General features: G+C 72.2%; 20 protein-coding genes and 1 tRNA gene. 11 read left to right on the top strand and 10 right to left on the bottom strand.

What is annotated here, in order from left to right:
* The first annotated feature begins 36 nt into the window (after positions 1-36).
* The 5 genes from ACFZCF_RS00870 to ACFZCF_RS00890 all read left to right on the top strand — a co-directional run bounded on the left by ACFZCF_RS00870 (position 37) and on the right by ACFZCF_RS00890 (position 5,968).
* Complete coding sequence (locus tag ACFZCF_RS00870) at positions 37-1,275, top strand: branched-chain amino acid ABC transporter substrate-binding protein (protein ID WP_388439440.1); 1,239 nt, start codon at positions 37-39, stop codon at positions 1,273-1,275.
* A 147-nt stretch (positions 1,276-1,422) separates the two neighbouring features.
* On the top strand, positions 1,423-2,352 hold the full coding sequence (locus ACFZCF_RS00875) for a branched-chain amino acid ABC transporter permease (protein ID WP_388439443.1): 930 nt from the start codon (positions 1,423-1,425) through the stop codon (positions 2,350-2,352).
* A gap of 5 nt (positions 2,353-2,357) precedes the next feature.
* Entirely contained in the window at positions 2,358-4,205 is a 1,848-nt protein-coding gene (locus ACFZCF_RS00880; RefSeq protein ID WP_388439446.1) for a branched-chain amino acid ABC transporter permease, read from the top strand.
* 3 nt (positions 4,206-4,208) lie between these two features.
* Positions 4,209-5,255: an ATP-binding cassette domain-containing protein gene (locus ACFZCF_RS00885; RefSeq protein ID WP_391283743.1), complete on the top strand. Its 1,047-nt coding sequence runs from the start codon at positions 4,209-4,211 to the stop codon at positions 5,253-5,255.
* A complete protein-coding gene (locus ACFZCF_RS00890; protein ID WP_043219280.1) occupies positions 5,252-5,968 on the top strand; it encodes an ABC transporter ATP-binding protein in 717 nt (238 codons plus the stop codon). The genes ACFZCF_RS00885 and ACFZCF_RS00890 overlap by 4 nt, the downstream gene beginning before the upstream one ends.
* A gap of 69 nt (positions 5,969-6,037) precedes the next feature.
* Here the strand turns inward: ACFZCF_RS00890 and ACFZCF_RS00895 are convergent, their stop codons facing one another.
* Complete coding sequence (locus ACFZCF_RS00895; protein WP_359526574.1) at positions 6,038-6,694, bottom strand: response regulator; 657 nt, start codon at positions 6,692-6,694, stop codon at positions 6,038-6,040.
* A 113-nt stretch (positions 6,695-6,807) separates the two neighbouring features.
* Between ACFZCF_RS00895 and ACFZCF_RS00900 the strand changes: the two genes are divergently transcribed.
* Together ACFZCF_RS00900 and ACFZCF_RS00905 are read left to right on the top strand one after the other, a co-directional pair.
* Positions 6,808-6,882, top strand: a tRNA-Leu gene (locus ACFZCF_RS00900).
* Positions 6,883-6,991: 109 nt separating this feature from the next.
* Positions 6,992-7,774, top strand: coding sequence for a helix-turn-helix domain-containing protein (locus tag ACFZCF_RS00905; RefSeq protein ID WP_391283746.1), 783 nt, complete (start codon positions 6,992-6,994; stop codon positions 7,772-7,774).
* 170 nt (positions 7,775-7,944) lie between these two features.
* Here ACFZCF_RS00905 and pyk read toward each other — a convergent pair whose 3' ends face one another.
* Positions 7,945-9,372 carry a pyruvate kinase gene (pyk, locus tag ACFZCF_RS00910; protein ID WP_391283748.1) on the bottom strand — a complete coding sequence of 476 codons (1,428 nt, stop codon included), beginning with the start codon at positions 9,370-9,372 and terminating at the stop codon, positions 7,945-7,947.
* A gap of 147 nt (positions 9,373-9,519) precedes the next feature.
* Positions 9,520-10,236, bottom strand: coding sequence for an SIMPL domain-containing protein (locus tag ACFZCF_RS00915; protein WP_391283750.1), 717 nt, complete (start codon positions 10,234-10,236; stop codon positions 9,520-9,522).
* 114 nt (positions 10,237-10,350) lie between these two features.
* Between ACFZCF_RS00915 and ACFZCF_RS00920 the strand changes: the two genes are divergently transcribed.
* Entirely contained in the window at positions 10,351-12,147 is a 1,797-nt protein-coding gene (locus ACFZCF_RS00920; RefSeq protein ID WP_388439464.1) for a bifunctional metallophosphatase/5'-nucleotidase, read from the top strand.
* Positions 12,148-12,159: 12 nt separating this feature from the next.
* Here ACFZCF_RS00920 and ACFZCF_RS00925 read toward each other — a convergent pair whose 3' ends face one another.
* The 6 genes from ACFZCF_RS00925 to ACFZCF_RS00950 form a co-directional block, all read right to left on the bottom strand.
* A complete protein-coding gene (locus ACFZCF_RS00925; protein WP_388439467.1) occupies positions 12,160-13,572 on the bottom strand; it encodes a lysine N(6)-hydroxylase/L-ornithine N(5)-oxygenase family protein in 1,413 nt (470 codons plus the stop codon).
* Entirely contained in the window at positions 13,569-14,960 is a 1,392-nt protein-coding gene (locus tag ACFZCF_RS00930; RefSeq protein ID WP_388439470.1) for a pyridoxal phosphate-dependent decarboxylase family protein, read from the bottom strand. The genes ACFZCF_RS00925 and ACFZCF_RS00930 overlap by 4 nt, the downstream gene beginning before the upstream one ends.
* A 101-nt stretch (positions 14,961-15,061) precedes the next feature.
* On the bottom strand, positions 15,062-17,548 hold the full coding sequence (pepN, locus tag ACFZCF_RS00935) for an aminopeptidase N (RefSeq protein WP_388439473.1): 2,487 nt from the start codon (positions 17,546-17,548) through the stop codon (positions 15,062-15,064).
* Positions 17,549-17,632: 84 nt separating this feature from the next.
* Positions 17,633-18,622, bottom strand: a complete 990-nt coding sequence (locus tag ACFZCF_RS00940) for an asparaginase domain-containing protein (RefSeq protein WP_391283753.1) — start codon at positions 18,620-18,622, stop codon at positions 17,633-17,635.
* Entirely contained in the window at positions 18,622-18,954 is a 333-nt protein-coding gene (locus tag ACFZCF_RS00945; protein ID WP_388439479.1) for a chorismate mutase, read from the bottom strand. Before ACFZCF_RS00945 ends, ACFZCF_RS00940 begins: the two co-directional genes overlap by 1 nt.
* 5 nt (positions 18,955-18,959) lie before the next feature.
* Positions 18,960-19,847, bottom strand: a complete 888-nt coding sequence (locus ACFZCF_RS00950) for an AraC family transcriptional regulator (protein ID WP_169085826.1) — start codon at positions 19,845-19,847, stop codon at positions 18,960-18,962.
* Positions 19,848-19,939: 92 nt separating this feature from the next.
* Between ACFZCF_RS00950 and ACFZCF_RS00955 the strand changes: the two genes are divergently transcribed.
* Complete coding sequence (locus ACFZCF_RS00955) at positions 19,940-21,703, top strand: beta-galactosidase (RefSeq protein WP_391283756.1); 1,764 nt, start codon at positions 19,940-19,942, stop codon at positions 21,701-21,703.
* 60 nt (positions 21,704-21,763) lie between these two features.
* Here the strand turns inward: ACFZCF_RS00955 and ACFZCF_RS00960 are convergent, their stop codons facing one another.
* Positions 21,764-22,549, bottom strand: coding sequence for a S1 family peptidase (locus tag ACFZCF_RS00960; protein WP_388439486.1), 786 nt, complete (start codon positions 22,547-22,549; stop codon positions 21,764-21,766).
* Positions 22,550-22,740: 191 nt separating this feature from the next.
* Between ACFZCF_RS00960 and ACFZCF_RS00965 the strand changes: the two genes are divergently transcribed.
* Together ACFZCF_RS00965 and ACFZCF_RS00970 are read left to right on the top strand one after the other, a co-directional pair.
* Entirely contained in the window at positions 22,741-23,646 is a 906-nt protein-coding gene (locus ACFZCF_RS00965) for a hypothetical protein (RefSeq protein ID WP_388439489.1), read from the top strand.
* 57 nt (positions 23,647-23,703) lie between these two features.
* A complete protein-coding gene (locus ACFZCF_RS00970) occupies positions 23,704-24,462 on the top strand; it encodes a methyltransferase domain-containing protein (RefSeq protein WP_388439492.1) in 759 nt (252 codons plus the stop codon).
* Positions 24,463-24,483 lie beyond the last annotated feature (21 nt).

The raw sequence follows: 24,483 nt of genomic DNA on the forward strand, positions 1-24,483 counted from the left end.
TCGGCAGAGGGGGCCGCGCCTGGGAAAGGACCCTTCGTGCGAAACCGTTCGTTGCTCATACTCACCACCGCGGTCACCGCGGGAGCGCTCACCCTCACCGCCTGCGGTTCCCGCGACGACAAGGGCGGCGACAGCTCTGGCGAGGGCGGCGGCGTCACCGTCACCATCGGTCTGGACTCCCCGCTCACCGGCGAGCTCTCGGCCCTGGGCCTCGGCATCAAGAACTCGGCCGACCTCGCGGTCAAGACGGCCAACAAGAAGCAGTACGTCAAGGGCGTCACCTTCAAGCTGGAGGCCCTGGACGACCAGGCCCAGCCCTCCGCCGGCCAGCAGAACGCCACCAAGCTGGTCGCCGACAAGACCGTCCTCGGCGTGGTCGGCCCGCTGAACTCCGGCGTCGCCGAGTCGATGCAGAAGGTCTTCGACGACGCCAAGCTGGCGCAGATCTCCCCGGCCAACACCAACCCGGCGCTCTCCCAGGGCCCGAACTGGGCCTCCGGCGACAAGAAGCGCGGCTACAAGTCGTACTTCCGCACCGCCACCACGGACGCGATCCAGGGCCCGTTCGCCGCGCAGTACGTCTTCAACGACGCCAAGAAGACCAAGGCGTTCATCATCGACGACAAGAAGACCTACGGCGCCGGCCTCGCGGGCACCTTCAAGGGCGAGTTCGAGAAGCTCGGCGGCAAGGTCGTCGGCACCCAGCACATCGACCCCGACACCAAGGACTTCTCCGCGGTCGCCACCCAGGTCAAGAGCTCCGGCGCCGACGTCGTCTACTTCGGTGGCGAGTACCCGGCCGCCGGCCCGCTGGCCAAGCAGATCAAGGAGGCCGGCGCCAAGGTCACCCTCGTCGGCGGTGACGCGCTCTTCAGCCCCGAGTACGTGAAGCTGGCCGGTGCCACCGCGGCCGAGGGCGACTTCGCCACCTCCGTCGGCGCCCCGATCGAGACCCTCGCCTCCGCCAAGGAGTTCCTGGCCAACTACAAGGCCGAGAACTACAAGGAGGCCTACGAGGCCTACGGCGGCTACTCCTACGACTCGACCTGGGCGCTCATCGAGGCCGTGAAGAAGGTCGTCGACGGCAACGGCGGCAAGCTCCCCGAGGACGCCCGCGCCAAGGTCGTCGAGGCCGTCCAGGGCGTCTCCTTCGACGGTGTGACCGGCAAGGTCTCCTTCGACGAGTTCGGTGACACCACCAACAAGCAGCTGACCGTCTACCAGGTCAAGAACGGCGCCCACGCGCCGGTCAAGTCCGACACCTTCGGCGAGTGACCGAGGGCCTCGGCGGCTGATCCCCAGCTCCACCCACTCCAGCACCACTCAGCACCACTCAGCACGATCTTTCACCGCGCGGGGGGCCGCACACCACAGGCACCCCGCGCGGTGTCATATCCGTCGAAAGTCTCGGAGGACAATGCGGTGAACGAACTGCCGCAGCAGCTGGTCAACGGCCTGCTACTGGGATCCATGTACGGGCTGGTCGCCGTCGGCTACACGATGGTCTACGGCATCGTCCAGCTCATCAACTTCGCCCACGGCGAGATCTTCATGACCGGCGGCTTCGGGGCCCTGACGGTCTGGCTCATCCTGCCCGGCGGCACCAGCATGTGGGTCGCGCTGCCCCTCATGATCATCGGTGCCGTGATCGTCGCGACGACCATAGCCGTCGGAGCGGAACGTTTCGCCTACCGTCCGCTGCGCGGCGGTCCGCGTCTCGCCCCGCTCATCACGGCCATCGGCCTCTCGCTCGCCCTGCAGTACGCGGTCTGGGTCTGGTACCCGGAGGCGAAGTCCGCGCGGACGTTCCCGCAGATCCCCGGCGGCCCGATCGAGCTCGGTCCGGTCACCGTGCAGACCGGTGACGTCTTCCTGGTGATCGCGGCCCCGCTCTGCATGGCCTTCCTGGCCTTCTTCGTCATGCGCACCCGCACCGGGCGCGGCATGCAGGCCACGGCGCAGGACCCGGACACCGCGAAGCTCATGGGCGTCAACACCGACCGCATCATCGTGATCGCGTTCGCCCTCGGCGCCATCTTCGCCGCCGTCGGCGCCGTCGCCTACGGCCTCAAGTACGGCGTCGTCGACTACAAGATGGGCTTCCTCCTCGGACTGAAGGCGTTCACCGCCGCCGTCCTCGGCGGCATCGGCAACATCTACGGCGCCATGATCGGCGGCCTCGTCCTCGGCGTCGCCGAGACCATGGCCACCGCCTACGTCGACCAGATCCCCGGTATGGAGCAGCTCGGCGGCCAGTCCTGGGCCAACGTCTGGGCCTTCGTACTCCTCATCGTCGTCCTCCTGGTCAGGCCCCAGGGTCTGCTCGGCGAGCGCGTCGCGGACAGGGCGTGAGCACCATGACCACCATCTCCGAGAACCCCCAGGCACCTGCCGCCGCGGAGACCGTGAAGACCGCCGACCGTGGTCTGATCGGCTTCCTGCCCGAGCGGGTGGCCCGCGCCGTCGTCCTCGGCGGCTCCGTCCTCACCGTCGCGAGCTGTTTCCTCGCCTGGACCTGGGACTCCAGCTTCCCGGGTGACCTCACCGTGTACGGCTACCCGGCCGGCCTCCAGCTCCAGGTGCTGGTGCTGGGTGTCCTGACCGCCCTCTTCGCCCTCTCCTCGTACGGCGTCAAGGGCCTCGGCTGGCTGACGCCGGCCGGCGCCGACGGCGCGGTCAAGCTCGGCGCGCTGGCCTCCTTCGGCACCGCCTGGTTCACCGTCATCGCGATCAGCGTCGAGCTCGGCGGGCTGGTCAACCTGGAGCCCGGCGGCTTCGTCCTGGCGGTGGCCACCCTGGTCACCCTGCTGGCCGCCCTGGACCTGCCCTTCAAGCGCCCGGCCGTGCTGCCGGTCGACCCGGACGACACCGGCTGGGACCAGTTCAAGCACCGGGCGGGCAACGGCTGGGCCTCCTTCCGGGCGTCCTTCTCCGCCCCCCACCCGGTGAAGAAGCTCCCGCCGCTGCCCTCCGCCGTGGAGATCCTGATCATCGCGGGTGTCCTCGCGGTGGCGCTCGGCGTCTTCACCTACGGCATCGGCACCGAGTACGACGAGCTCTTCCTCGGCTTCCTCATCACGGCCGGCCTCGGCTTCGCCGCGATCGGCGCCTCCGGTCTCCTCAAGCAGGCCACGCAGCTCACCTCGAAGCACCAGAACCTGACGATCGCCGGCGCGTTCATCGCCGCGGCGCTGTTCCCCTTCACCCAGACCGACGACCAGTACGCGACGCTCGGCGTCTACATCCTGATCTTCGCCACGGTGGCCCTGGGCCTGAACATCGTCGTCGGCCTGGCGGGTCTGCTCGACCTCGGTTACGTCGCCTTCCTCGGCGTCGGCGCCTACGCGGCGGCCCTCGTCTCGGGCGCCCCGACCTCGCCGTTCGGCGTGCACTTCCCCTTCTGGGCGGCGATCCTGGTCGGCGCCGCGGCCTCGGTGGTCTTCGGCGTCCTGATCGGCGCGCCGACCCTGCGGCTGCGCGGCGACTACCTCGCCATCGTGACGCTCGGCTTCGGTGAGATCTTCCGCATCACGGTGATGAACACGGACGGCACCTCCGGCCCGGACATCACCAACGGCTCCAACGGCATCGCGTCCATCCCGAACCTGAACCTCTTCGGGTTCGACTTCGGCCAGACGCACACCATCGCCGGCTTCACCATCGGCCGCTTCGCGAACTACTTCTTCCTGATGCTGCTGATCACGGCGGTCGTCGTGCTGGTCTTCCGGCGCTCCGGCGACTCCCGCATCGGCCGCGCCTGGGTCGCGATCCGCGAGGACGAGACCGCCGCGCTCGCGATGGGCATCAACGGCTTCCGGGTCAAGCTGGTCGCCTTCGCGCTCGGTGCCGGTCTGGCCGGCCTCGCCGGTACGGTGCAGGCCCACGTCACGTACACGGTGACCCCGGAGCAGTACCTCTTCGCCGGTCCCATCCCGCCCAACTCCGCCTTCCTGCTCGCGGCCGTCGTCCTCGGCGGCATGGGCACGATGAGCGGCCCGCTGGTCGGCGCGGCCCTGCTCTTCCTCATCCCGAACAAGCTCCAGTTCATGGGCGAGTACCAGCTCTTCGCCTTCGGCGTCGCGCTCGTCCTGATCATGCGCTTCCGTCCGGAGGGCATCGTCGCCGACAAGCGGCGTCAGCTGGAGTTCCACGAGCACGACGAGCAGCCGGCGCCGGACGCTACGCCCGCCAAGGCAGGTGCCTGAACCATGACGACGACCACCACCAAGGCCGATGCCACCCCGGAGCCGGCCGCCCGCGAGACCGTGCTCGACGCGCGCGGGGTCACCATGCGCTTCGGCGGTCTGACCGCCGTCCGCGATGTCGACCTCACCGTCAACGCCGGCGAGATCGTCGGTCTGATCGGCCCGAACGGCGCCGGGAAGACGACCTTCTTCAACTGCCTGACCGGTCTGTACGTGCCCACCGAGGGCGAGGTCCGCTACAAGGGCCAGGTCCTGCCGCCGAAGTCCTTCAAGGTCACCGCGGCCGGCATCGCCCGTACCTTCCAGAACATCCGTCTCTTCAACAACATGACGGTCCTGGAGAACGTGCTCGTCGGCCGGCACACCCGCACCAAGGAGGGCCTCTGGTCCGCCCTGCTGCGCGGCCCGGGCTTCAAGAAGGCCGAGGCGGCCTCCGAGAAGCGGGCCATGGAGCTCCTGGAGTTCGTCGGGCTCGCCGAGAAGGCGCAGCACCTCTCCAAGAACCTGCCGTACGGCGAGCAGCGCAAGCTGGAGATCGCCCGCGCCCTCGCGAGCGACCCGGGCCTGATCCTGCTCGACGAGCCGACCGCCGGCATGAACCCGCAGGAGACCCGGGCGGCCGAGGAACTCATCTTCGCCATCCGGGACATGGGCATCGCCGTGCTCGTCATCGAGCACGACATGCGCTTCATCTTCAACCTGTGCGACCGGGTCGCCGTGCTCGTGCAGGGCCAGAAGCTGATCGAGGGCGACAGCCAGACCGTCCAGAGCGACGAGCGGGTCATCGCCGCGTACCTCGGCGAGCCGATCGAGGAGACCCCGAAGGACGGGCCCGCGAAGACGGACGCCCCGGCCGAGACCGAGGCTCCGGCGGACCGGGCCGGCGCGGACGAGGCCGACGCGGACGACGAGGCCGGCGAGGCCGGCGAGGCCGACGCCCCGGCGGACGACGACGCTCCGGCCGGGGAGACCCCGGCCGAGGACGACACCCCGGCGGACGCGGCGGACGCCGCGAAGGACGCCGCTCCGGGCAAGGAGAACGACGCATGACCGCACTGCTCGAAGTCGAGGACCTGCGCGTCGCCTACGGAAAGATCGAGGCCGTCAAGGGCATCTCCTTCTCCGTGGAGGCGGGCGAGGTCGTCACCCTCATCGGCACCAACGGCGCCGGGAAGACCACCACCCTGCGGACCCTCTCCGGGCTCCTCAAGCCGGTCGGCGGACAGATCAAGTTCGAGGGCAAGTCCCTCCGCAAGATCCCCGCGCACAAGATCGTCTCGCTGGGGCTGGCCCACTCCCCCGAGGGCCGGCACATCTTCCCGCGCATGACCATCGAGGAGAACCTGCTCCTCGGCGCCTTCCTCCGGAAGGACAGCGCGGGCATCGCCAAGGACGTGCAGCGCGCCTACGACCTCTTCCCGATCCTGGGCGAGCGTCGCAAGCAGGCGGCCGGCACGCTCTCCGGCGGTGAGCAGCAGATGCTCGCCATGGGGCGGGCGCTGATGTCCCAGCCGAAGCTGCTCATGCTCGACGAGCCCTCGATGGGCCTCTCGCCGATCATGATGCAGAAGATCATGGCGACCATCGCCGAGCTGAAGGCCCAGGGCACCACGATCCTGCTCGTCGAGCAGAACGCCCAGGCCGCGCTGGCGCTCGCGGACCACGGTCACGTGATGGAGATCGGCAAGATCGTGCTCTCGGGCACGGGCGGCGACCTCCTGCACGACGAGTCGGTGCGCAAGGCGTACCTCGGCGAGGACTGACCCGTACGCACACGAGGAGGCCCGCCCCGCGTCGCGCGGGGCGGGCCTCCTGCCGTGTACCGGTACGGGCTACTGCCCCTTCGCGGCCTTCTTCTCCTCGGCGTCCTCGATGACGGCCTCGGCGACCTGCTGCATGGACATACGGCGGTCCATGGAGGTCTTCTGGATCCAGCGGAAGGCGGCCGGCTCGGAGAGGCCGTACTGGGTCTGGAGGATCGACTTGGCGCGGTCGACGAGCTTGCGGGTCTCCAGGCGCTGGCTGAGGTCGGCGACCTCCTGCTCCAGGGCGCGCAGCTCGGCGAAGCGGGAGACGGCCATCTCGATGGCGGGGACGACGTCGCTCTTGCTGAACGGCTTGACCAGGTAGGCCATGGCGCCGGCGTCGCGGGCGCGCTCGACGAGGTCGCGCTGGGAGAAGGCGGTGAGCATGAGGACCGGGGCGATGGACTCGCCGGCGATCTTCTCGGCCGCGGAGATGCCGTCGAGCTTGGGCATCTTCACGTCCAGGATGACCAGGTCGGGGCGGTGCTCGCGGGCGAGCTCGACGGCGGTCTCGCCGTCGCCCGCCTCGCCGACGACCGTGTAGCCCTCCTCCTCCAGCATCTCCTTGAGGTCGAGGCGGATCAGCGCCTCGTCCTCGGCGATGACGACGCGGGTGGTCAGCGGCGGGACGTGGGACCCGTCGGCGTCGTCGGCGGCGGGCTGGGGCGACTCGGGGGCGGTCACGCGGGCTCCTCGTTCCATGGCCTCGTTCCGAGGCGGATACAGCTCCCCATGAGCCTACCTAGCTACGGTATGGTGGACGCGCAGAGGGTCGGGGGAAACCTTTGATTCTGCGGGCCCCGGTAGCCCAATTGGCAGCAGGCAGTGGATTCAAAACCCACACAGTGTCGGTTCGAGTCCGACCCGGGGCACTTTTCCTTCAATTCGAAGGTAGCCGGGTAACGAATGATCGTCACCCTCACGCGTGAATTCTACCCATCCGCAGACAGCCACTAGGGCGAATCGATCACGCTCGACTGCATGTACGACATGGGAACGCGCCAACAGGCACTCACCCTTCTGCGTAGCGGCGCGAAGAACTCGGCTGTCGCCAGGATGCTGAGCGTTCCACTCGGCACGATCGGCTACTGGAAGCATATGGACCGCGCGAAGCGTGGCGAGTGCCCAGGCAGACGCAGCCCCTTGTGTCCACGGTGCGACGGGTGCGAACTCGACGAAGTCGCGTACGCATACCTGCTCGGGCTCTACCTCGGCGACGGCCACATCGCTCAGAGCCGTGCCATGCGGGTTCCCAGTCTTTCCATCTCCTGCACCGACAGCTGGCCCGGCCTCATCGACGCCTGCGTGCGGGTCATGGAATCCGTCCTGCCGGGCAATCATGCGTCGAAGGTCCAGAGGCAGGGGTGTTTTGAGGTCAAGGTCTACTCCAAACACCTCACCTGCCTCTTCCCGCAGCACGGCCCCGGTAAGAAGCACGAGCGGCGCATCGCGCTCGAAGCCTGGCAGCGGGAGATCGTCGACGCTCATCCCTGGGCCTTCATCCGGGGACTCATCCACTCCGACGGAAGCCGGATCACGAACTGGACGACCCGGCTCGTCGGCGGCGAGCGGAAGCGGTACGAGTACCCCCGCTACTTCTTCACCAACTCGTCCACCGACATCCTCGGGCTCTTCACGCATGCCCTCGACCGCGTCGGTGTCGACTGGAAGGCCACCAACCAATCGCGGACCGCGCAGAACATCTCCATCGCCCGCAAAGCCTCCGTCGCGCTCATGGACGCCCACGTGGGCCCCAAGCACTGACCACCGCCACCCGGTCGAGGTTCGGACCCGGCGAAGCCGGCCTCGGGGTGACGCGGCGTCAGGGTTTCCGCGTCCTCACTTGCGCATGACGTGCCAAGTACTCCGGGAGCGCCAGAGCCCAGCCGCCATAAGCGATGGCTGAGCTCTTTCCGATGTTCCGTCGCATGCGACTACGAGAGCGGGTCGCCGATGTGGTGGACGCGGACGAGGTTGGTGGAGCCGGAGACGCCGGGCGGCGAGCCGGCCGTGATCACCACGATGTCGCCCCTCTCGCAGCGCCCGATCCGGAGCAGCTCCTCGTCGACCTGGGCGACCATGGCGTCCGTGGAGTCGACGTGCGGGCCGAGGAAGGTCTCGACGCCCCAGGTGAGGTTGAGCTGCGAGCGGGTCTCCGGGTCCGGGGTGAAGGCCAGCAGCGGGATCGGCGAGCGGTAGCGGGAGAGCCGCCGGACGGTGTCGCCGGACTGGGTGAAGGCGACCAGGAACCTGGCGCCGAGGAAGTCGCCCATCTCGGCGGCGGCCCGGGCCACGGCGCCGCCCTGGGTCCGCGGCTTGTTCCGCTCGGTCAGCGGCGGCAGCCCCTTGGCGAGGACGTCCTCCTCCGCGGCCTCCACGATCCGGCTCATGGTGCGGACGGTCTCGATCGGGTGGCGGCCGACGCTGGTCTCGCCGGAGAGCATCACCGCGTCGGTGCCGTCGATGACGGCGTTGGCGACGTCGGAGGCCTCGGCGCGGGTGGGCCGGGAGTTGTCGATCATCGAGTCGAGCATCTGGGTGGCGACGATGACCGGCTTGGCGTTCCGCTTGGCCAGCTTGACCACGCGCTTCTGGACGATCGGCACCTGTTCGAGCGGCATCTCGACGCCGAGGTCGCCGCGGGCGACCATGATGCCGTCGAAGGCGGCGACGATCTCCTCGATGTTCTCGACCGCCTGCGGCTTCTCGATCTTGGCGATGACCGGGAGGCGGCGCCCCTCCTCGTCCATGATGCGGTGGACGTCCTCGATGTCCCGGGCGGAGCGGACGAAGGAGAGGGCGATGACGTCGGCGCCGGTGCGCAGCGCCCAGCGGAGGTCCTCGACGTCCTTCTCGGAGAGGGCCGGGACGGAGACGGCGACGCCCGGGAGGTTGAGCCCCTTGTGGTCGGAGACCATGCCGCCCTCGACGACCCGGGTGTGCACCCGGGGGCCGTCGACGGAGGTGACCTCCAGGGTGACCCGGCCGTCGTCGACGAGGATCCGCTCACCGGCGGTGACGTCCCCGGCGAGGCCGGCGTAGGTGGTGCCGCAGCCGTGGCGGTCGCCCTCCCTCGGCTCGACGGTGATGGTGAACGCGTCGCCGCGTTCAAGGAGTACCGGGCCCTCGCGGAAACGGCCGAGCCTGATCTTCGGGCCTTGAAGGTCGGCCAGGACGCCGACGCTCCGGCCGGACTCGTCGGCCGCCTTGCGGACCCGCCGGTATCGCTCCTCGTGCTCGGCGTAGGTGCCGTGGCTGAGGTTGAGGCGGGCCACGTCCATTCCGGCCTCGATCAACGCCTTGATCTGGTCGTATGTTTCGGTGGCGGGCCCAAGGGTACAAACGATTTTCGCTCGGCGCATGAAACGAGCCTAGGGCCTTACCCATCAGTAGCCGCCGGGTCCCGCATGACTACTCAACAACCTTTCCGTGAAACGTTGTTGACAAGACTTGAATCTGTGCGCCGCACTGCTCCGATGAGCGTTTTCCGCGCCCCGGAGCGTCTCGTCTCAGAGTGCGGGCGGCAGCATCGTGAACCGCGCGACGACCTCGGCGGTCACCGTCCGGCGCTGCGGTTCGAGGTCGAGCGCGGGTGTCCCTCCCGGCTCCTCCGCCGCGAAGGCGGCGAGCCTCGGGGAGAAGCCGCCGCCCCGCCAGGCGCCCGGCTCGGACGACCCGGCGTCCGACAGTTCGAGGAGTGAGCCCAGCGAGGTGCCCAGCGCCTCCGCGTAGGCCCGGGCCCGCCGCACCGCCTCCGCCACCGCGAGCCGGCGCGCCTCGGCGTACGCCTCCGAGTCCTGGCGCAGCTCCCACCACGGGCCGTCCACCTCGACCTGCTCCCGGTCGGCGAGCTCGGTCACCAGCTCGCCGAGGGCGGTGAAGTCGGTGAGCTCGGCGGTGATCCGCACGTGCCCCCGATGGCTCCGCGTCCGCTCGCCCTTCCCCCGCCGGGGCCGCTCCGGGGCGATCGAGAAGCCGCCCGTCTCCAGCTTGGCCACGGCCGCCCCGCGCGCCTTGACCAGGTCGAGGACCTCGGCGTTGCGCCGGGTGAGGTCGGCGAGGACCGGGGTCCGGTCGACGCCGCGCGCCGTGACGGTCACCGCGATCCGCGCCAGCTCCGGCTCGACCTCGATCAGACCCTCGCCACGGACCGTCACCTGGGGCGCCTGCGGGGTGGGGTGGGGGTGCGTCACGACAGGCTCCTCGGGACCGGGGATCGGTGGCATACGAACACTTTCCCACTCCGTAACCCGAAAGGGCTGTTGTCGGCGAAAGGTCTGAGCCAGAATCTACGCGCGTTGTGCACCCGAGACAGCGCCACGGAACAAGGAGAGACACACATGCCGCTGAACCGCCGGACCTTCCTGGAGAGCTCCGCCGCCCTCGGCGCCGGGGCCGCCCTCACCGCCGGGACCGCCGCCCCCGCCGAGGCCCACGGAGCCCGTCCCAAGCCGGCCAAGCGGTACTCCTTCACCGTCATGGGCACCACCGACCTGCACGGCAACGTCCTCAACTGGGACTACTTCACGGACAAGGAGTTCGACGACAAGGCCCACAACGACGTCGGCCTCGCCAAGATCTCCACCCTGGTGAACCAGGTCCGCGCCGACAGGGGACGCCGCAACACCCTCCTCATCGACGCCGGCGACACCATCCAGGGCACCCAGCTCTCGTACTACTACGCCAAGGTCGACCCCATCACCCGCGAGGGCGGCCCGGTCCACCCGATGGCCCAGGCGATGAACGCCATCGGCTACGACGCCGCCGCGCTCGGCAACCACGAGTTCAACTACGGCATCCCGGTGCTCCGGAAGTTCGAGGAGCAGTGCGACTTCCCGCTGCTCGGCGCCAACGCGCTCGACGCCACGACGCTGCGCCCGGCCTTCCCGCCGTACAGCCTCCACCGGCTGCGCACCCCGCACGGCAGGGACGTCCGCGTCGCGGTGCTCGGCCTCACCAACCCCGGCATCGCCCTCTGGGACAAGGCGAACGTCAGCGGCAGGATGGTCTTCCCCGGCCTGGAGGAGCAGGCCGCGAAGTGGGTGCCGAAGCTGCGCTCCATGGGCGCCGACGTCGTGATCGTCTCGGCCCACTCCGGCTCCAGCGGCACCTCCTCGTACGGCGACCAGCTCCCCCACGTCGAGAACGCGGCCGGCCTCGTCGCCGAGCAGGTCCCCGGCATCGACGCGATCCTCGTCGGGCACGCCCACACCGAGATCCCGGAGTACCGCGTCGCCAACAAGGAGACCGGCAAGGAGGTCGTCCTCTCCGAGCCGCTCAAGTGGGGTCAGCGCCTCACCCTCTTCGACTTCGACCTCGTGTGGGAGAAGGGCCGCTGGACGGTGGAGAAGGTCGCCGCCCAGGTCCTCAACTCCAACACCGTCGAGGAGGACCCGCGGATCACCGGGCTGCTCGCCGACGAGCACCGGAAGGTCGTGGCGTACGTCAACACCGTCATCGGCACCTCCACCGCCGCCATGACCACGGCCGACGCGCCGTGGAAGGACGAGCCGATCATCGACCTGATCAACGTCGTCCAGGCCGAGACCGTGAAGGCGGCGCTGGCCGGCGGCGCCCACGCGGACCTGCCGGTGCTCTCGCAGGCCTCCTGCTTCTCCCGCACGGCCCGCATCCCGGCCGGCGAGATCACCATCAAGGACGCCGCCGGGCTCTACCCCTTCGAGAACACCCTGGAGGCCCGCCTGATGACGGGCGCCCAGCTGAAGGAGTACCTGGAGTACTCGGCTAAGTACTACGTCCGGACCCCGGCGGGCGCCCCCGTCGACACCGCGAGGCTCACCAACGCGGACGGCACCCCGGACTACAACTACGACGCCGTCTCCGGGCTCACGTACGACATCGACATCGCCCAGCCGGTCGGGCAGCGGATCACCGGCCTGTCCTTCGAGGGCAAGCCGCTCGACCCGGCCGCGCGGTTCGTCCTCGCCGTCAACAACTACCGCGCCAGCGGCGGCGGCGCCTTCCCGCACGTCGCCAGGGCCGAGCAGCTGTGGGCGAACTCGGACGAGATCCGCAACACGATCATCCAGTGGGTCCGGGCCAAGGGCACGGTCGACCCGGCGACGTTCGCGTCCGCGGGCTGGAGGCTGACCCGGGACGGCGTGCCGGTCTTCTAGGACACCGGGGCGTCAGTGCTCCACGAGAGGCGTCAGCTTCCGTTCCTGCGACGGGATGCTCGGCGCCTCTCGTGCCACCAGGCCGAAGCTGGTGAAGGCGGTCCTGCGGGGCAGCGGGTACGGCTCCTTGCCGGTCACCGCGTTGAGGATCACGGCGCTGCGCCAAGCGGCGAGCCCCAGGTCGGGGGCGCCCACGCCGTGGGTGTGGCGCTCCGCGTTCTGCACGAACACCGCGCCGGTGACGGACCGGTCGAGGACCAGCCGGTAGTGCTCGTCGATCTTCGCCCGGCCCGCCGCGTCGTGCCGCAGGTACGGGTCGAGGCCGGCCAGCATCCGGTCGACCGGGCGCTCCCGGTATCCGGTGGCGAGGACGACGGCGTCGGTGGTGAGCCGGGACCGGGTGCCCTGCTGGACGTGCTCCAGGTGCAGCTCGACCTGGGTGGTGGCGACCCGACCGGCGGTGCGCACCCGCACGCCGGGGGTGAGGACGGCGTCCGGCCAGCCGCCGTGCAGGGTGCGGCGGTAGAGCTCGTCGTGGACGGCGGCGATGGTCTCCGCGTCGATCCCCTTGTACAACTGCCACTGGCGCGGCACGAGTTCGCCCCGGACCTGCTCGGGAAGGGCGTGGAAGTAGCGGGTGTAGTCGGGGGTGAAGTGCTCCAGGCCCAGCTTCGAGTACTCCATCGGCGCGAAGGCCTCCGTGCGGGAGAGCCAGCTGATCCGCTCGGCGCCGGCCGGGCGGCCCCGCAGCAGGTCGAGGAAGACCTCGGCGCCCGACTGGCCGGAGCCGATGACGGTGACGTGCCCGGCGGCGAGCAGCGACTCGCGGTGGGCGAGGTAGTCGGCGGCGTGGAAGACCGGCACGCCGGGGGCGTCGGCGAGCGGGCGCAGCGGCTCCGGGACGTAGGGCTCGGTGCCGACGCCGAGGACCACGTTCCGGCTGTAGGCGCGGCCGAGGGCGGCGGCCTCGCCGTCCGGGTCGAGCTGGGTGAAGTCGACCTCGAACAGCTTCCGTTCGGGGTTCCAGCGGACCGAGTCGACCTGGTGGCCGAAGTGCAGGCCCGACAGCCGCTCGCTCACCCAGCGGCAGTAGGCGTCGTACTCGGCCCGCTGGATGTGGAACCGCTCCGCGAAGTAGAAGGGGAAGAGGCGCTCGCGGCTCTTCAGGTAGGAGAGGAAGGACCAGGGGCTGGCCGGGTCGGCGAGGGTCACGAGGTCGGCGAGGAAGGGCACTTGGAGGGTGGCTCCCTCGATGAGAAGGCCCGGGTGCCAGTGGAAGGCCGGCCGCTGCTCGAAGAAGCTCGCCGCGATCCCGCCGGGGACGCCGTCGGCGAGGGCGGCGAGGGAGAGGTTGAACGGGCCGATGCCGACGCCCACCAGGTCGTGCGGGCGGTCGAGGTCCTGCTGGTGGGTGCTGCCGGTCATCGGTCGGTGCCGCCTTCCGCGAGTGCCGTGAGGGTCAGGGTGACGAGCCGGTCCAGGTCGTCGGGGGTGGTGTGGGGGTTGAGGAGGGTGGCCTTGAGCCAGAGCCGGCCGTCGGCCTCGGCGCGGCCGAGTACGGCGCGGCCCTCGGCGAGGAGCCGGCGGCGGACGCCGGCGACCGCCGCGTCGTCGGCGCCGGCCGGGCGGAAGAGGACGGTGGTGAGGACGGGCCGGTCCCGGAGTTCCAGCCCGGGATGCTTCTCCACCAGGTCGGCGAGGTCCCGGGCGTGCTCCATGCAGCGGTCGACCAGGGCGCCGAGGCCGGTCCTGCCGAGGGCGCGGAGGGTGACGGCGGCCTTGAGGACGTCGGGGCGGCGGGTGGTGCGCAGGGAGCGGCCGAGGAGGTCGGGGAGGCCGGCCTCGGTGTCGTCGTCGGCGTTGAGGTAGTCGGCGGTGTGGGCGAGGGCGGCGAGGTCGCCGGTCTCGCGGACGGCGAGGAGTCCGGCGGCGACCGGCTGCCAGCCGAGCTTGTGCAGGTCGAGGGTGACGGTGCGGGCCCGGTCCAGGCCGTCCAGGAGGTGGCGGTGGGCGGCGCTGAGCAGGACCGGGCCGCCGTAGGCGGCGTCGACGTGCAGCTCGGCGCCGTGGGCGGCGCAGGCGTCGGCGAGGGCGGGCAGCGGGTCGATCAGTCCCTCGTCGGTGGTTCCGGCGGTGGCGGCGAGGAGGACCGGCCCGTCCTGGGCGGCGAGGGCCCGGGCGGTGGCCTCCGGGTCGAGGACCCCGCGCGGGGTGGGGACGGTGACCGGTTCGGGGAGGCCGAGGAGCCAGGCGGCGCGGCGGACGGAGTGGTGGGTGTGGGCGCCGGTGACGGTGGTGAGGCCGGGACCGTGCCGCTCCCGGGCGAGGAGCAGGGCGAGCTGGTTGGACTCGGTGCCGCCGGTGGTGACGAGCGCGTCCGGCCGGTCGGCCGCCGGGAAGACCTCGGCGGCCAGCGCGGCGGTCACCTCGGTCTCCAGGGCGGAGGCGGCGGGGGCCTGGTCCCAGGAGTCCATCGAGGGGTTGAGCGCGGCGGCGGCCAGGTCGGCGGCGGCGGCGAGGGCCAGCGGCGGGGTGTGCAGGTGGGCGGCGCAGAGCGGGTGCGCGGGGTCGGCGGCGCCGGCGGCGACCAGGTGGACGAGGGTGCGCAGCGCCTCGTCGGCTCCGGTCCCGGTGTCGGGGAGTACGGCGCCGAGGGCGGCGCGCACGCGTGCCGCGACGGCCGTCGGTCCGCCGGGCGGCAGCGGCCCGCCCCGTTCCTCGGCGCCGGTGCGCAGCGCGTCCAGGGTGATGCCGAGGAGGCGGCTGAGCGGGGTGGGCTGGGCGGCGAGGGGCGGCGGGGGTGCGACACGCATGGACGACAGGGTGCCGGGGCCGGTGTGTCGTTGTCCGGGGAGTGGGGGGTTGTGACCCGAACGAGGGACGGCACCCCGGTGCGGGGTGCCGTCCCCGCTGCTCAGCCCTGGCGGACGCGCAGGGCGCGGGCCAGGTCGTCAAGCTGGTCGACGAGCTTGCGCCGCAGGGCCGGGATCACGGCGTCGTCGGCGAGCCGGCGTTCGCCGAGGGCGAGGGAGTCGGCGTCGATCGCGTACGCGGGGAAGGCGTAGCGGCCGGCGGCCTCGGCCATCGCGGGGCCCCGGCGGTCGCCGAGGGCGGCGGCGGCGTCGTAGAAGCGCTCGACGTACGGGCCCACCAGCTCGGCCTGCTCGGGCTGCCAGAAGCCGAGCGCGGTGGCGGTGAAGAGGTAGTTCGACAGGTCGTCGGACTCGAACATGGCGGCCCAGGCCGCCGCCTTGGCGGCCGGGTCGGGGAGGGAGGCACGGCAGCGGGCGGCGCCTTCCTGGCCGGTGGCGCTGGGGTCGCGTTCCAGTTCGGCGGCGATGGCGGCCTCGTCGGTGGCGCCGAGGACGGCGAGCCGGGCGAGGATCCGCCAGCGCAGCTCCGGGTCGAGCTCGGGGCCGCCGTGGACGGTGCCCTCGTCGAGCCAGGAGGCGATCTGGTCGGGGGTGGTGGCGCTGTCGATGAGGGCGCGGACGGCGGTGAGGCGCAGTCCGGGGTCCTCGCCGTCCTCGGTGCGGCGGAGGAGGGCGCGGGCGATCTCGCGGAGGGTGGCGAGCGCGGCGGGGCGGTCGTCCTCGGGGACGTACCGGTCGGCGACCTGCTGCCGGGCGAAGGCGAGGACGCCCTGGACGATGCCGAGGTCGGTCTCCTCGGTGAGGTGGGCGAGGGCGGTCTCCAGGTAGGCGGAGGGCTCCAGTTCGCCGTCGCGGACCATGTCACGGAGGCTGTTCCAGACGACGGCGCGGGTGAGCGGGTCGGGGATGCGGGAGAGGCCGCGGAGGGCGGACTCCCGGGAGACCTCGTCGAAGCGGAGCTTGGCGTAGCTGAGGTCGCCGTCGTTGAGGACGACGAGGGCGGGGCGGGGGCCGGTGAGGCGGGCGGGCTCCCGCTGGGGGACGTCGAGGGCGACGCGCTCGCGCAGGGCGAGTTCGCCGTCGGGGCGGCGGTCGTACAGGCCGGCCTCGATGCGGTGGGGGCGGCTGCCGGCGCGGTCGGCGGTGAGTTCCCAGCGGTTGCCCTCGCCGGTGAGGCGGGGGGTGAGGGTGTCGACGCCGGTGGTGCGCAGCCACTGCTCGGCCCAGGCGTGGACGTCGCGGTCGGTGGCGGCGGCGAGGTTGTCGATGAAGTCGGCGAGGGTGGCGTTGCCGAACTTGTGCCGCTTGAAGTGGATGTTGATGCCGGCGAGGAAGTCGGCCTCGCCGAGCCAGGTGACGAGCTGGCGGAGGGCGGAGGCGCCCTTGGCGTAGGAGATGCCGTCGAAGTTGAGGAGGGCGGAGGCGGTGTCGGGGACGGCCTCGGGGTCCGGGGCGACGGGGTGGGTGGAGGGGCGCTGGTCGGCGTCGTATCCCCAGGCCTTGCGGGCGACGCCGAAGTCGATCCAGGTGTCGGCGAAGAGGTCGGAGCAGGCTTCGTTGACGGTCTGGTAGCCCATGTACTCGGCGAAGGACTCGTTCAGCCAGATGTCGTCCCACCAGCGGAGGGTGACGAGGTCGCCGAACCACATGTGGGCCATCTCGTGGGCGATGACCATGGCGCGGGTCATGCGCTCGGTGGCGGTGACGGCGGAGCGGAAGACGAACTCGTCGCGGAAGGTGACGAGCCCGGGGTTCTCCATGGCGCCGGCGTTGAACTCGGGGACGAAGGCCTGGTCGTAGGAGTCGAAGGGGTAGGGCTCGTCGAACTTCTCGTGGAAGCGGTCGTAGCAGGCCTTGGTGACGGCGATGATCTCGTCGGCGTCGGCGTCGAGGTGGGGGGCGAGCGAGCGGCGGCAGTGGATGCCGAAGGGCAGTCCGGCGTGCTCGGTGCGGACCGAGTGCCAGGGGCCGGCGGCGACGCAGACGAAGTAGGTGGAGAGCGGCGGGGTGGTGGCCGCGGTCCAGCGGCCGTCCTCCTGCCGCTCGGTGATGCCGTTGGAGAGGACGGTCCAGCCCTCGGGGGCGGTGACGGAGACGTCGAAGACGGCCTTGAGGTCGGGCTGGTCGAAGGCGGCGAAGACGCGCTGGACGTCCTCCATGAAGAGCTGGGTGTAGACGTAGGACTCGCCGTCGGTGGGGTCGAGGAAGCGGTGCATGCCCTCGCCGGTGTGCGAGTAGCGCATGGTGGCGGTGACGGTCAGCTCGTGCTCGCCCTCGGTGAGGTCGAGCGGCAGCCGGTTCCCGGCCAGGGCGGCGGGGTCGAGCGGCGCGCCGTCGAGGGTCGCGGAGTGCAGGGTGTCCGGCTTGAGTTCGACGAAGGTGGACCCGGCGGCGCGGGCGGTGAAGCGGATGCGGCTGGTGGACCCGAAGGTCTCGTCGCCGTCGGTGAGGTCGAGGTCCACCGCGTAGTGGTGGACGTCGAGCAGCTGGGCACGGGTCTGCGCTTCGTCGCGCGTCAGTACGGACATGGGCCCTATGCTGCCCGATCGTCCGGTCGGCGGGCAGAGGTGTTGCCGATCCGTCCCGCTTCGAGGGGAAGGGTCCCGGGCGGGTCAGGCGAGGCCGGTGCCGTCGAGGTGGGCGAAGGCGGCGGTGATCCGGGGCCGGTCGTAGCCGGCGGGTCCCGCGGCGCCGCTGGAGACGAGGGCGGCGAGCAGCAGCCGGGCCTTGGCGGGGTCGAGCGGGCCGGCCGGGATCAGGCCGTGGTGGAGGAGGTCGTGCTCGGAGCCGGGGCCGCGGTAGGTCTCGGTGAGGCCGGTGCCGGCGCCGGTGCGGGAGGCGAGGACGACGGGGATGCGGCGGGCGAGCTCCGCGAGGGGTTCGACGAGCCAGGAGGGGGCGTGGCCGGCGCCGAAGGCGGCGACGACGAGGCCCTGGAAGCGGTCGTCGACGGCGGTGAGCAGCTCGCCGCGGTCGCCGAGGGCGAGGGTGAGCAGGGCGATCCGGACGGCGGGGTCGTAGGACAGCCGGCAGGGCGCGGTGGGCACGGTGGGGCGGAGCAGGATCCGCGGGGTGCCCTCGACGACGGTGCCGAGGGGGCCGGCTCCGGGGGAGGCGAAGGTGGCGACCGAGGTGGTGTGGGTCTTGCGGGCGTGCCGGGCGGCGTGGATCTCGTCGGCGAGGACGACGAGGACGCCGAGGCCCCGGCAGGCGGGGTCGGCGGCGACGGCGAGGGCGGCGGCGAGGTTGGCGGGGCCGTCGGCGCCGGGCAGGTCGGGGCGGCGCATGGCGCCGGTGACGGCGATGGGGGCGTGCTCGGTGGGGCAGAGCAGGTCGAGGAGGAAGGCGGTCTCCTCCAGGGTGTCGGTGCCCTGGACGACGACGACGCCGGAGCCGGTCGCGACCGTCTCGTTCACCTCGGCGGCGAGGGCGGCGAGGTCCTCGGGGGCGAGGGAGGAGGAGGGGAGCCGGCGGAAGTCGCGGAGTACGACGTCCTCGGGGGCGCCGAGGGCGGCGAGGACCTCGGGGCCGGTCATCCGGGCCGCGTCACCGCCTCGCGCGGAGATGGTTCCTCCGAGGGTGAAGACCGTGACGCGGGCCATCAGCGTGCTCCGTCCGCGATCGTCTCGTGGTGGCGGATGACCTCGGCGATGATGAAGTTGAGGAGCTTCTCCGCGAAGGCCGGGTCCAGTTTGGCGCTCTCGGCGAGTTCGCGCAGCCGGGCGATCTGGCGGGCCTCGCGGGCCGGGTCGGCGGGCGGCAGCTGGTGCTCGGCCTTGAGGACGCCGACCTGCTGGGTGCACTTGAAGCGTTCGGCGAGCATGTGGACGACGGCGGCGTCGATGTTGTCGATCGACTCGCGCAGCCGGGTGAGCTCGGCTCGGACGGCGGGGTCGATGTCGCGGGAGTCGTTCCTGGTGTCGCTCATGGTCATCGAGCCTAGCCGGAGTCCCCGGTGAGGGTGGGCGGGTGTTCGGGATCCGGTACGCGGTCGCTCCAGCCGCCGTGGACGGCGCGGCCCTGCTGCTCGCGGAAGCGGACGGGGGCGAGTCCGACCCTGCGGGTGAAGAGGCGGGAGAAGTAGGCGGGGTCGTCGTAGCCGACGCGGCGGGCGACGGAGGCGACGGGCAGTTCGGTGGCGGCGAGGAGTTCCTTGGCGCGGCCGAGGCGGACGGTGAGCAGGTAGTCCTTGGGGCTGCAGCCGGCGGCGCGGCGGACGGCGGCGCGCAGCTCGGCGGCGGTCATGCCGTGCCGGGCGGCGTGCTCGGCGACGGAGAGCGGCTGGAAGGCGTCGCGGGCGAGGCCGGTGAGGACGGGGTCGCCGTCGGCGTCGGTGTCGGCGCGGGCCCGGCGCAGGGCGACGAGGAGTTCGTGGACGGCGGCGGCGGTCTCGACCTCCAGGAGGGGGTTGCCGGGGCGGGCGGCGCGGGCGATGCGGCCGATGGCGGCGCGGGCGGGGCCGGCGTCGGCGAGGGGGACGACGGGCCGGTCGGGCTCGATGTAGCCGAGTTCGGTGTAGGTGGCGGCGGCGGGTCCGGTGAAGTCGACGAAGGACTCGTCCCAGCCGGTGGCGGGGTCGGCGCCGTAGTGGTGGGGGACGCCGGGGGTGAGCCAGAGGAGCGCGGGGGCGGCGACGGGGGTGGTGCGGCCGTCGGCGGAGCGGTACCAGCCGCCGCCGGCGGAGACGAGGACGGCGACGTGGTGGTCGAGGGTGCGGGGGCCGACGACGGGGAGGCGGCCGTGCTGGAGTCCGACGCCGAGGCAGACGAGGCCGAGGCGGTGGTGGACGGGGCCGGGCGTGAAGTAGCGCATCCAGGTGTGGTACATCCGCCGGCCCGCCCTTCCGCGTCGTCCAAGGTCCAAACTGCGACGATCTTTGTCCATGGACCGGCTCGCCGCCAGGGGGCGAGGGTGGGGCCATGAGCACGTTCGCTGTGGGTGACGAGGACTTTCTGCTCGACGGGCGGCCGGTGCGGCTGCTGTCGGGGGCGCTGCACTACTTCCGGGTGCACGAGGGGCACTGGGAGCACCGGCTCCGGATGCTGCGGGCGATGGGCCTGGAGTGCGTGGAGACGTACGTGCCGTGGAACCTGCACGAGCCGGAGCCGGGCCGGTGGGCGGACCCGGAGGCGCTGGGCCGCTTCCTGGACGCGGTGGCGGCGGCCGGGATGCGGGCGCTCGTGCGTCCGGGCCCCTACATCTGCGCGGAGTGGGAGAACGGCGGGCTTCCGCACTGGGTGACGGGGCCTCTGGGGCGGCGGGTGCGGACCCGGGACCCGGAGTTCCTGGCGCCGGTGGAGCGGTGGTTCCGCCGGCTGCTGCCGCAGGTGGTGGCGCGGCAGGTGGACCGGGGCGGGCCGGTGCTGATGGTCCAGGTGGAGAACGAGTACGGGAGTTACGGGAGTGACGCCCGCTATCTGGAGTGGCTGGCCGGGTTGCTGCGGGAGTGCGGGGTGACGGTGCCGCTGTTCACCTCGGACGGGCCCGAGGACCACATGCTGACGGGCGGCTCGGTGCCGGGGGTGCTCGCGACGGCGAACTTCGGCTCGGGCGCGGCGGAGGGCTTCGCGGCGCTGCGCCGGCACCGGCCGTCGGGGCCGCTGATGTGCATGGAGTTCTGGTGCGGCTGGTTCGACCACTGGGGCACGGAGCACGCGGTGCGGGGCGCGGAGGACGCGGCCGGGGCGCTGCGGGAGGTCTTGGAGTGCGGGGCGTCGGTGAACGTCTACATGGCGCACGGGGGCTCGAACTTCGGCGGCTGGGCGGGCGCGAACCGTTCCGGCGACCTGCACGAGGGCCGGCTGCTGCCGACGGTGACCTCGTACGACTACGACGCCCCGGTGGACGAGTGGGGGCGGCCGACGGAGAAGTACCACCGCTTCCGGGAGGTGCTGGCGGCGTACGCGGCCGGTCCGCTGCCGGAGGTGCCGGAGCCGCCGGCCCGGCTGGCGGCTCCGGCCCGGGCGGACCTGGCGGAGTGGGCGCCGCTGGACGCGGTGCTGGAGGGGCTGGGCGGTACGGAGACGGAGGCCGGTATGCCGCCGTCCTTCGAGGAGCTGGGCGTGGACCGGGGGCTGGTGCGCTACCGCTTCGCCGTGCCGGGTCCCCGGCAGCCGTATCCGCTCCGGGTGACGGGGCTGCGGGATCGGGCGCAGGTGTGGGTGGACGGCGTCTTCGCCGGGGTGCTCACGGAGGAGGACGCGGTGCTGACCGAGCCGGTGACGGGCCCGGCGGTGGTGGACCTGTGGGTGGAGTCGCTGGGCCGGGTGAACTACGGGCCGCGGCTCGGCGAGCCGAAGGGGATCACGGGCGGGCTGCTGCACGAGCGGCAGTACGCGCACGGGGTGCGGGCCCGGGGGCTGCGGCTCGACGCGTTCACGGCGGGGGCGGTGGACCGGGTGCCGTTCCGGCCGGCGGCGGAGCGGTCCGACGGCCGGGGGCTGTACCGGGCCTCGGTGGAGGTCGCGGGCGGGGGTGACGCGGAGCTGCGGCTGCCGGGCGCGGGCCGGGGCTTCGTCTGGGTGAACGGCTTCTGCCTGGGCCGGTACTGGCCGGCGGCGGGCCCGCAGGAGGGTCTGTTCGTGCCGGGGCCGGTGCTGCGGGAGGGGGCGAACGAGGTGTGGGTGCTGGAGGTGGAGCCGGCGGCGGAGGGGGTCGGGCCGGTGGTCGTGGAGCTGGGCTGAGGCCGGACGCGGAGGGGCCCCGGGGCGCTGTGCCGCCCCGGGGCCCGGTACCGGGGCGGGTTACAGCGTGGCCGCGGCGGACTTGATCGCGGCGGCGAAGGTCGAGACCTCCGTGTAGACGCCGGGGTAGCCGGCCCGCGCGCAGCCCTCGCCCCAGCTCACGATGCCGACCTGGATCCAGGCGCCGGCGTTGTCCTTGCGGAACATCGGGCCGCCGGAGTCGCCCTGGCAGGTGTCGACCCCGCCCTGGCTGTAGCCGGCGCAGATCTCCTCGGACGGGACGAGGTCGCTGCCGTACGCGGCCTGGCAGGAGGCGTCCGAGACGAAGGGGACGTTGGCCTTGAGGAGGTAGCGCTGCTGCGCGCCGCCCTCGCGGGCCGCGCCCCAGCCGGCCACGGTGAAGGTGCCGCTGTTGTACGCGGTGGTCTCGGCGATCTTCAGGGTGGGCAGCGAGGTGATGGGGCTGGCGAGCTTGATGAGCGCCCAGTCCTTGCCCTTGCCGTTGTAGCCGGGGGCCTGGAGGACCTTGGTGGAGCGGACCTTGATGGCGCTCGTGGACTGGAGGTCCACGACGCCGGCGGTGGCGGTGATGGAGGTGTTGTTGCCGGAGCCGCTGACGCAGTGGGCGGCGGTGAGGACGATCTGCGGGGTGATGAGGGAGCCGCCGCAGCCCATGGAGAGCCTGACCATCCAGGGGAACTCGCCCTGCGCGGCGCGGGTTCCGCCGACGACCGGCGGGGCGGCCGCGCTGGCGGAGGAGACGGGCTGGAGGCTGAGCGCGGCGAGCGCGACGGCGCCGGCGGCGGCGAGTTTCTGCAGGGTGCGGACGAACCTGTTCTTCTGCACGGTCTGCCTTCTTTCGTGGGGGGTGGTGCATGGGGGTACGACGCTGACGGTGGGTGGCACACGCCCGTGTGATGACATGCGCCCGTCAAGTCATGTCCGGATTATGGACAGCCTCAACTGCCGCCACAAGGAAGCCTTTTCGGCCAGATATCGCGATCGGACCGTACAGTGGACGAAGGGGGTGAGCACGCATGACGGACCGCCACAGGGCCGACCGGGCCCGCGAGGACACCCATGGGGTGGAGCACGGCTTCCCCCACCGGGAGGCCGTACGGGCCTCGCTCACCGCGCTCCACCGGCGCCTCGGCCCCACCGGCGTCGAGCGCTATCCGGCCAGCGTGACCGCCTCCGACGTGGCCCTCCTCCCCGGCGAGGACCCGCTCCTCGGCGCCACCCGCGTCGCCGGGGTCCTGGTCCGCCACCTCCGCCTCCCCGAGGCCCGGATCGCCGTCTCCTTCCGGACGATGGAACACGCCGCCACCGTCGAACTCACCGCGGGACCCGAGTACTCCGTCGAACTCAACACGCGCTTCCGGCGCCGCCCCCGGGACATCGGCGCCGCCCTCGCCCACGAGATCACCCACCTCCTGCTGCACCGCCTCGACCTGGGCTTCCCCGACCGGGAACGCAACGAGATCCTCACCGACGTCGTGACCGCCTACCTCGGCGCCGGCTGGCTGCTTCTCGACGCCTTCCGGCAGGACGGCGTCGAGAGCCAGAAGCTCGGCTACCTCACCCCGGAGGAGTTCGGCTGGGTCCTCGCGCTGCGCGCCGAACGCTTCGGCGAGGACCCCTCCCCCTGGTTCACCGGCGCGGCCGCGTACGAGGCCTGGCGCCGCGGCCGGGCCGAGGCGCGCCGCGAGCGGCGGCTGCCCCCGCTCGCCGCCGCCGGCTGGACGGCCCGCCGCCGCTACCTCCACGACCGCCACCTCGGCCGCCCCTCCCCCGGCGCCCCGTACGCCTTCGACGGCGCCGCCCCCGCGAGCGCCGTCACCTTCCCCTGCCCCGCCTGCCACCAGCGCCTGCGCCTCCCGGCCGGCCGCCGGCTGCGTGCCCGCTGCGGACTGTGCGGGACCGTCCTCGACTGCGCCACCTGACCGTGTCCCGGCGGAAAAGACCACGACTTCCCGGCCCCCGGCGGCGACCATGGGGACATGACGCGGAGTTTCGAGGACCTGGTGGCGGAGGCCGAGGCGGCCCCGATGGAGGGCTGGGACTTCTCCTGGCTCGACGGGAGGGCCACCGAGCAGCGCCCCTCGTGGGGCTATCAGCGCCTGCTGGGCGAACGGCTGGGCCGCGCCTCGGCCGCGCTCGACGTCCAGACCGGCGGCGGCGAGGTGCTCGCCGGGGCCGGGCAGCTGCCGCCGCTGACGGCCGCCACCGAGTCCTGGCCGCCGAACGTGGCGAAGGCGACCCGACTGCTGCACCCCCTCGGCGCGGTCGTCGTCCACGACGAGGACGAGCCGCCGCTCCCCTTCGGCGACGCCGCCTTCGACCTGGTCGCCAGCCGCCACCCGGTGACCGTGTGGTGGGAGGAGATCGCGCGGGTGCTGCGGCCGGGCGGCACCTACTTCTCCCAGCAGGTGGGCCCGGCCAGCGTCTTCGAGCTCGTCGAGTACTTCCTCGGCCCGCAGCCGGAGGACGTCCGCCGCGCCCGGCACCCCGAGGACGCCCGGCGGGCCGCCGAGGCGGCCGGCCTGGAGGTGGTGGACCTGCGGGCGGAATCGCTGCGGACCGAGTTCCTGGACGTGGGCGCGGTGGTCTGGTTCCTCCGGAAGGTGATCTGGATGGTGCCCGGCTTCACCGTGGACGCCCACCGCGACCGGCTCCGCGAGCTGCACGGACGGATCACCGAGGAGGGCCCCTTCGTCGCGCACACCACCCGCTTCCTCATCGAGGCCCGCAAGCCCTGACCCGGCCGGGACGGATTTGCG

This window comes from Streptomyces sp. NPDC007945 (assembly GCF_042958885.1).
Lineage (GTDB): Bacteria > Actinomycetota > Actinomycetes > Streptomycetales > Streptomycetaceae > Streptomyces.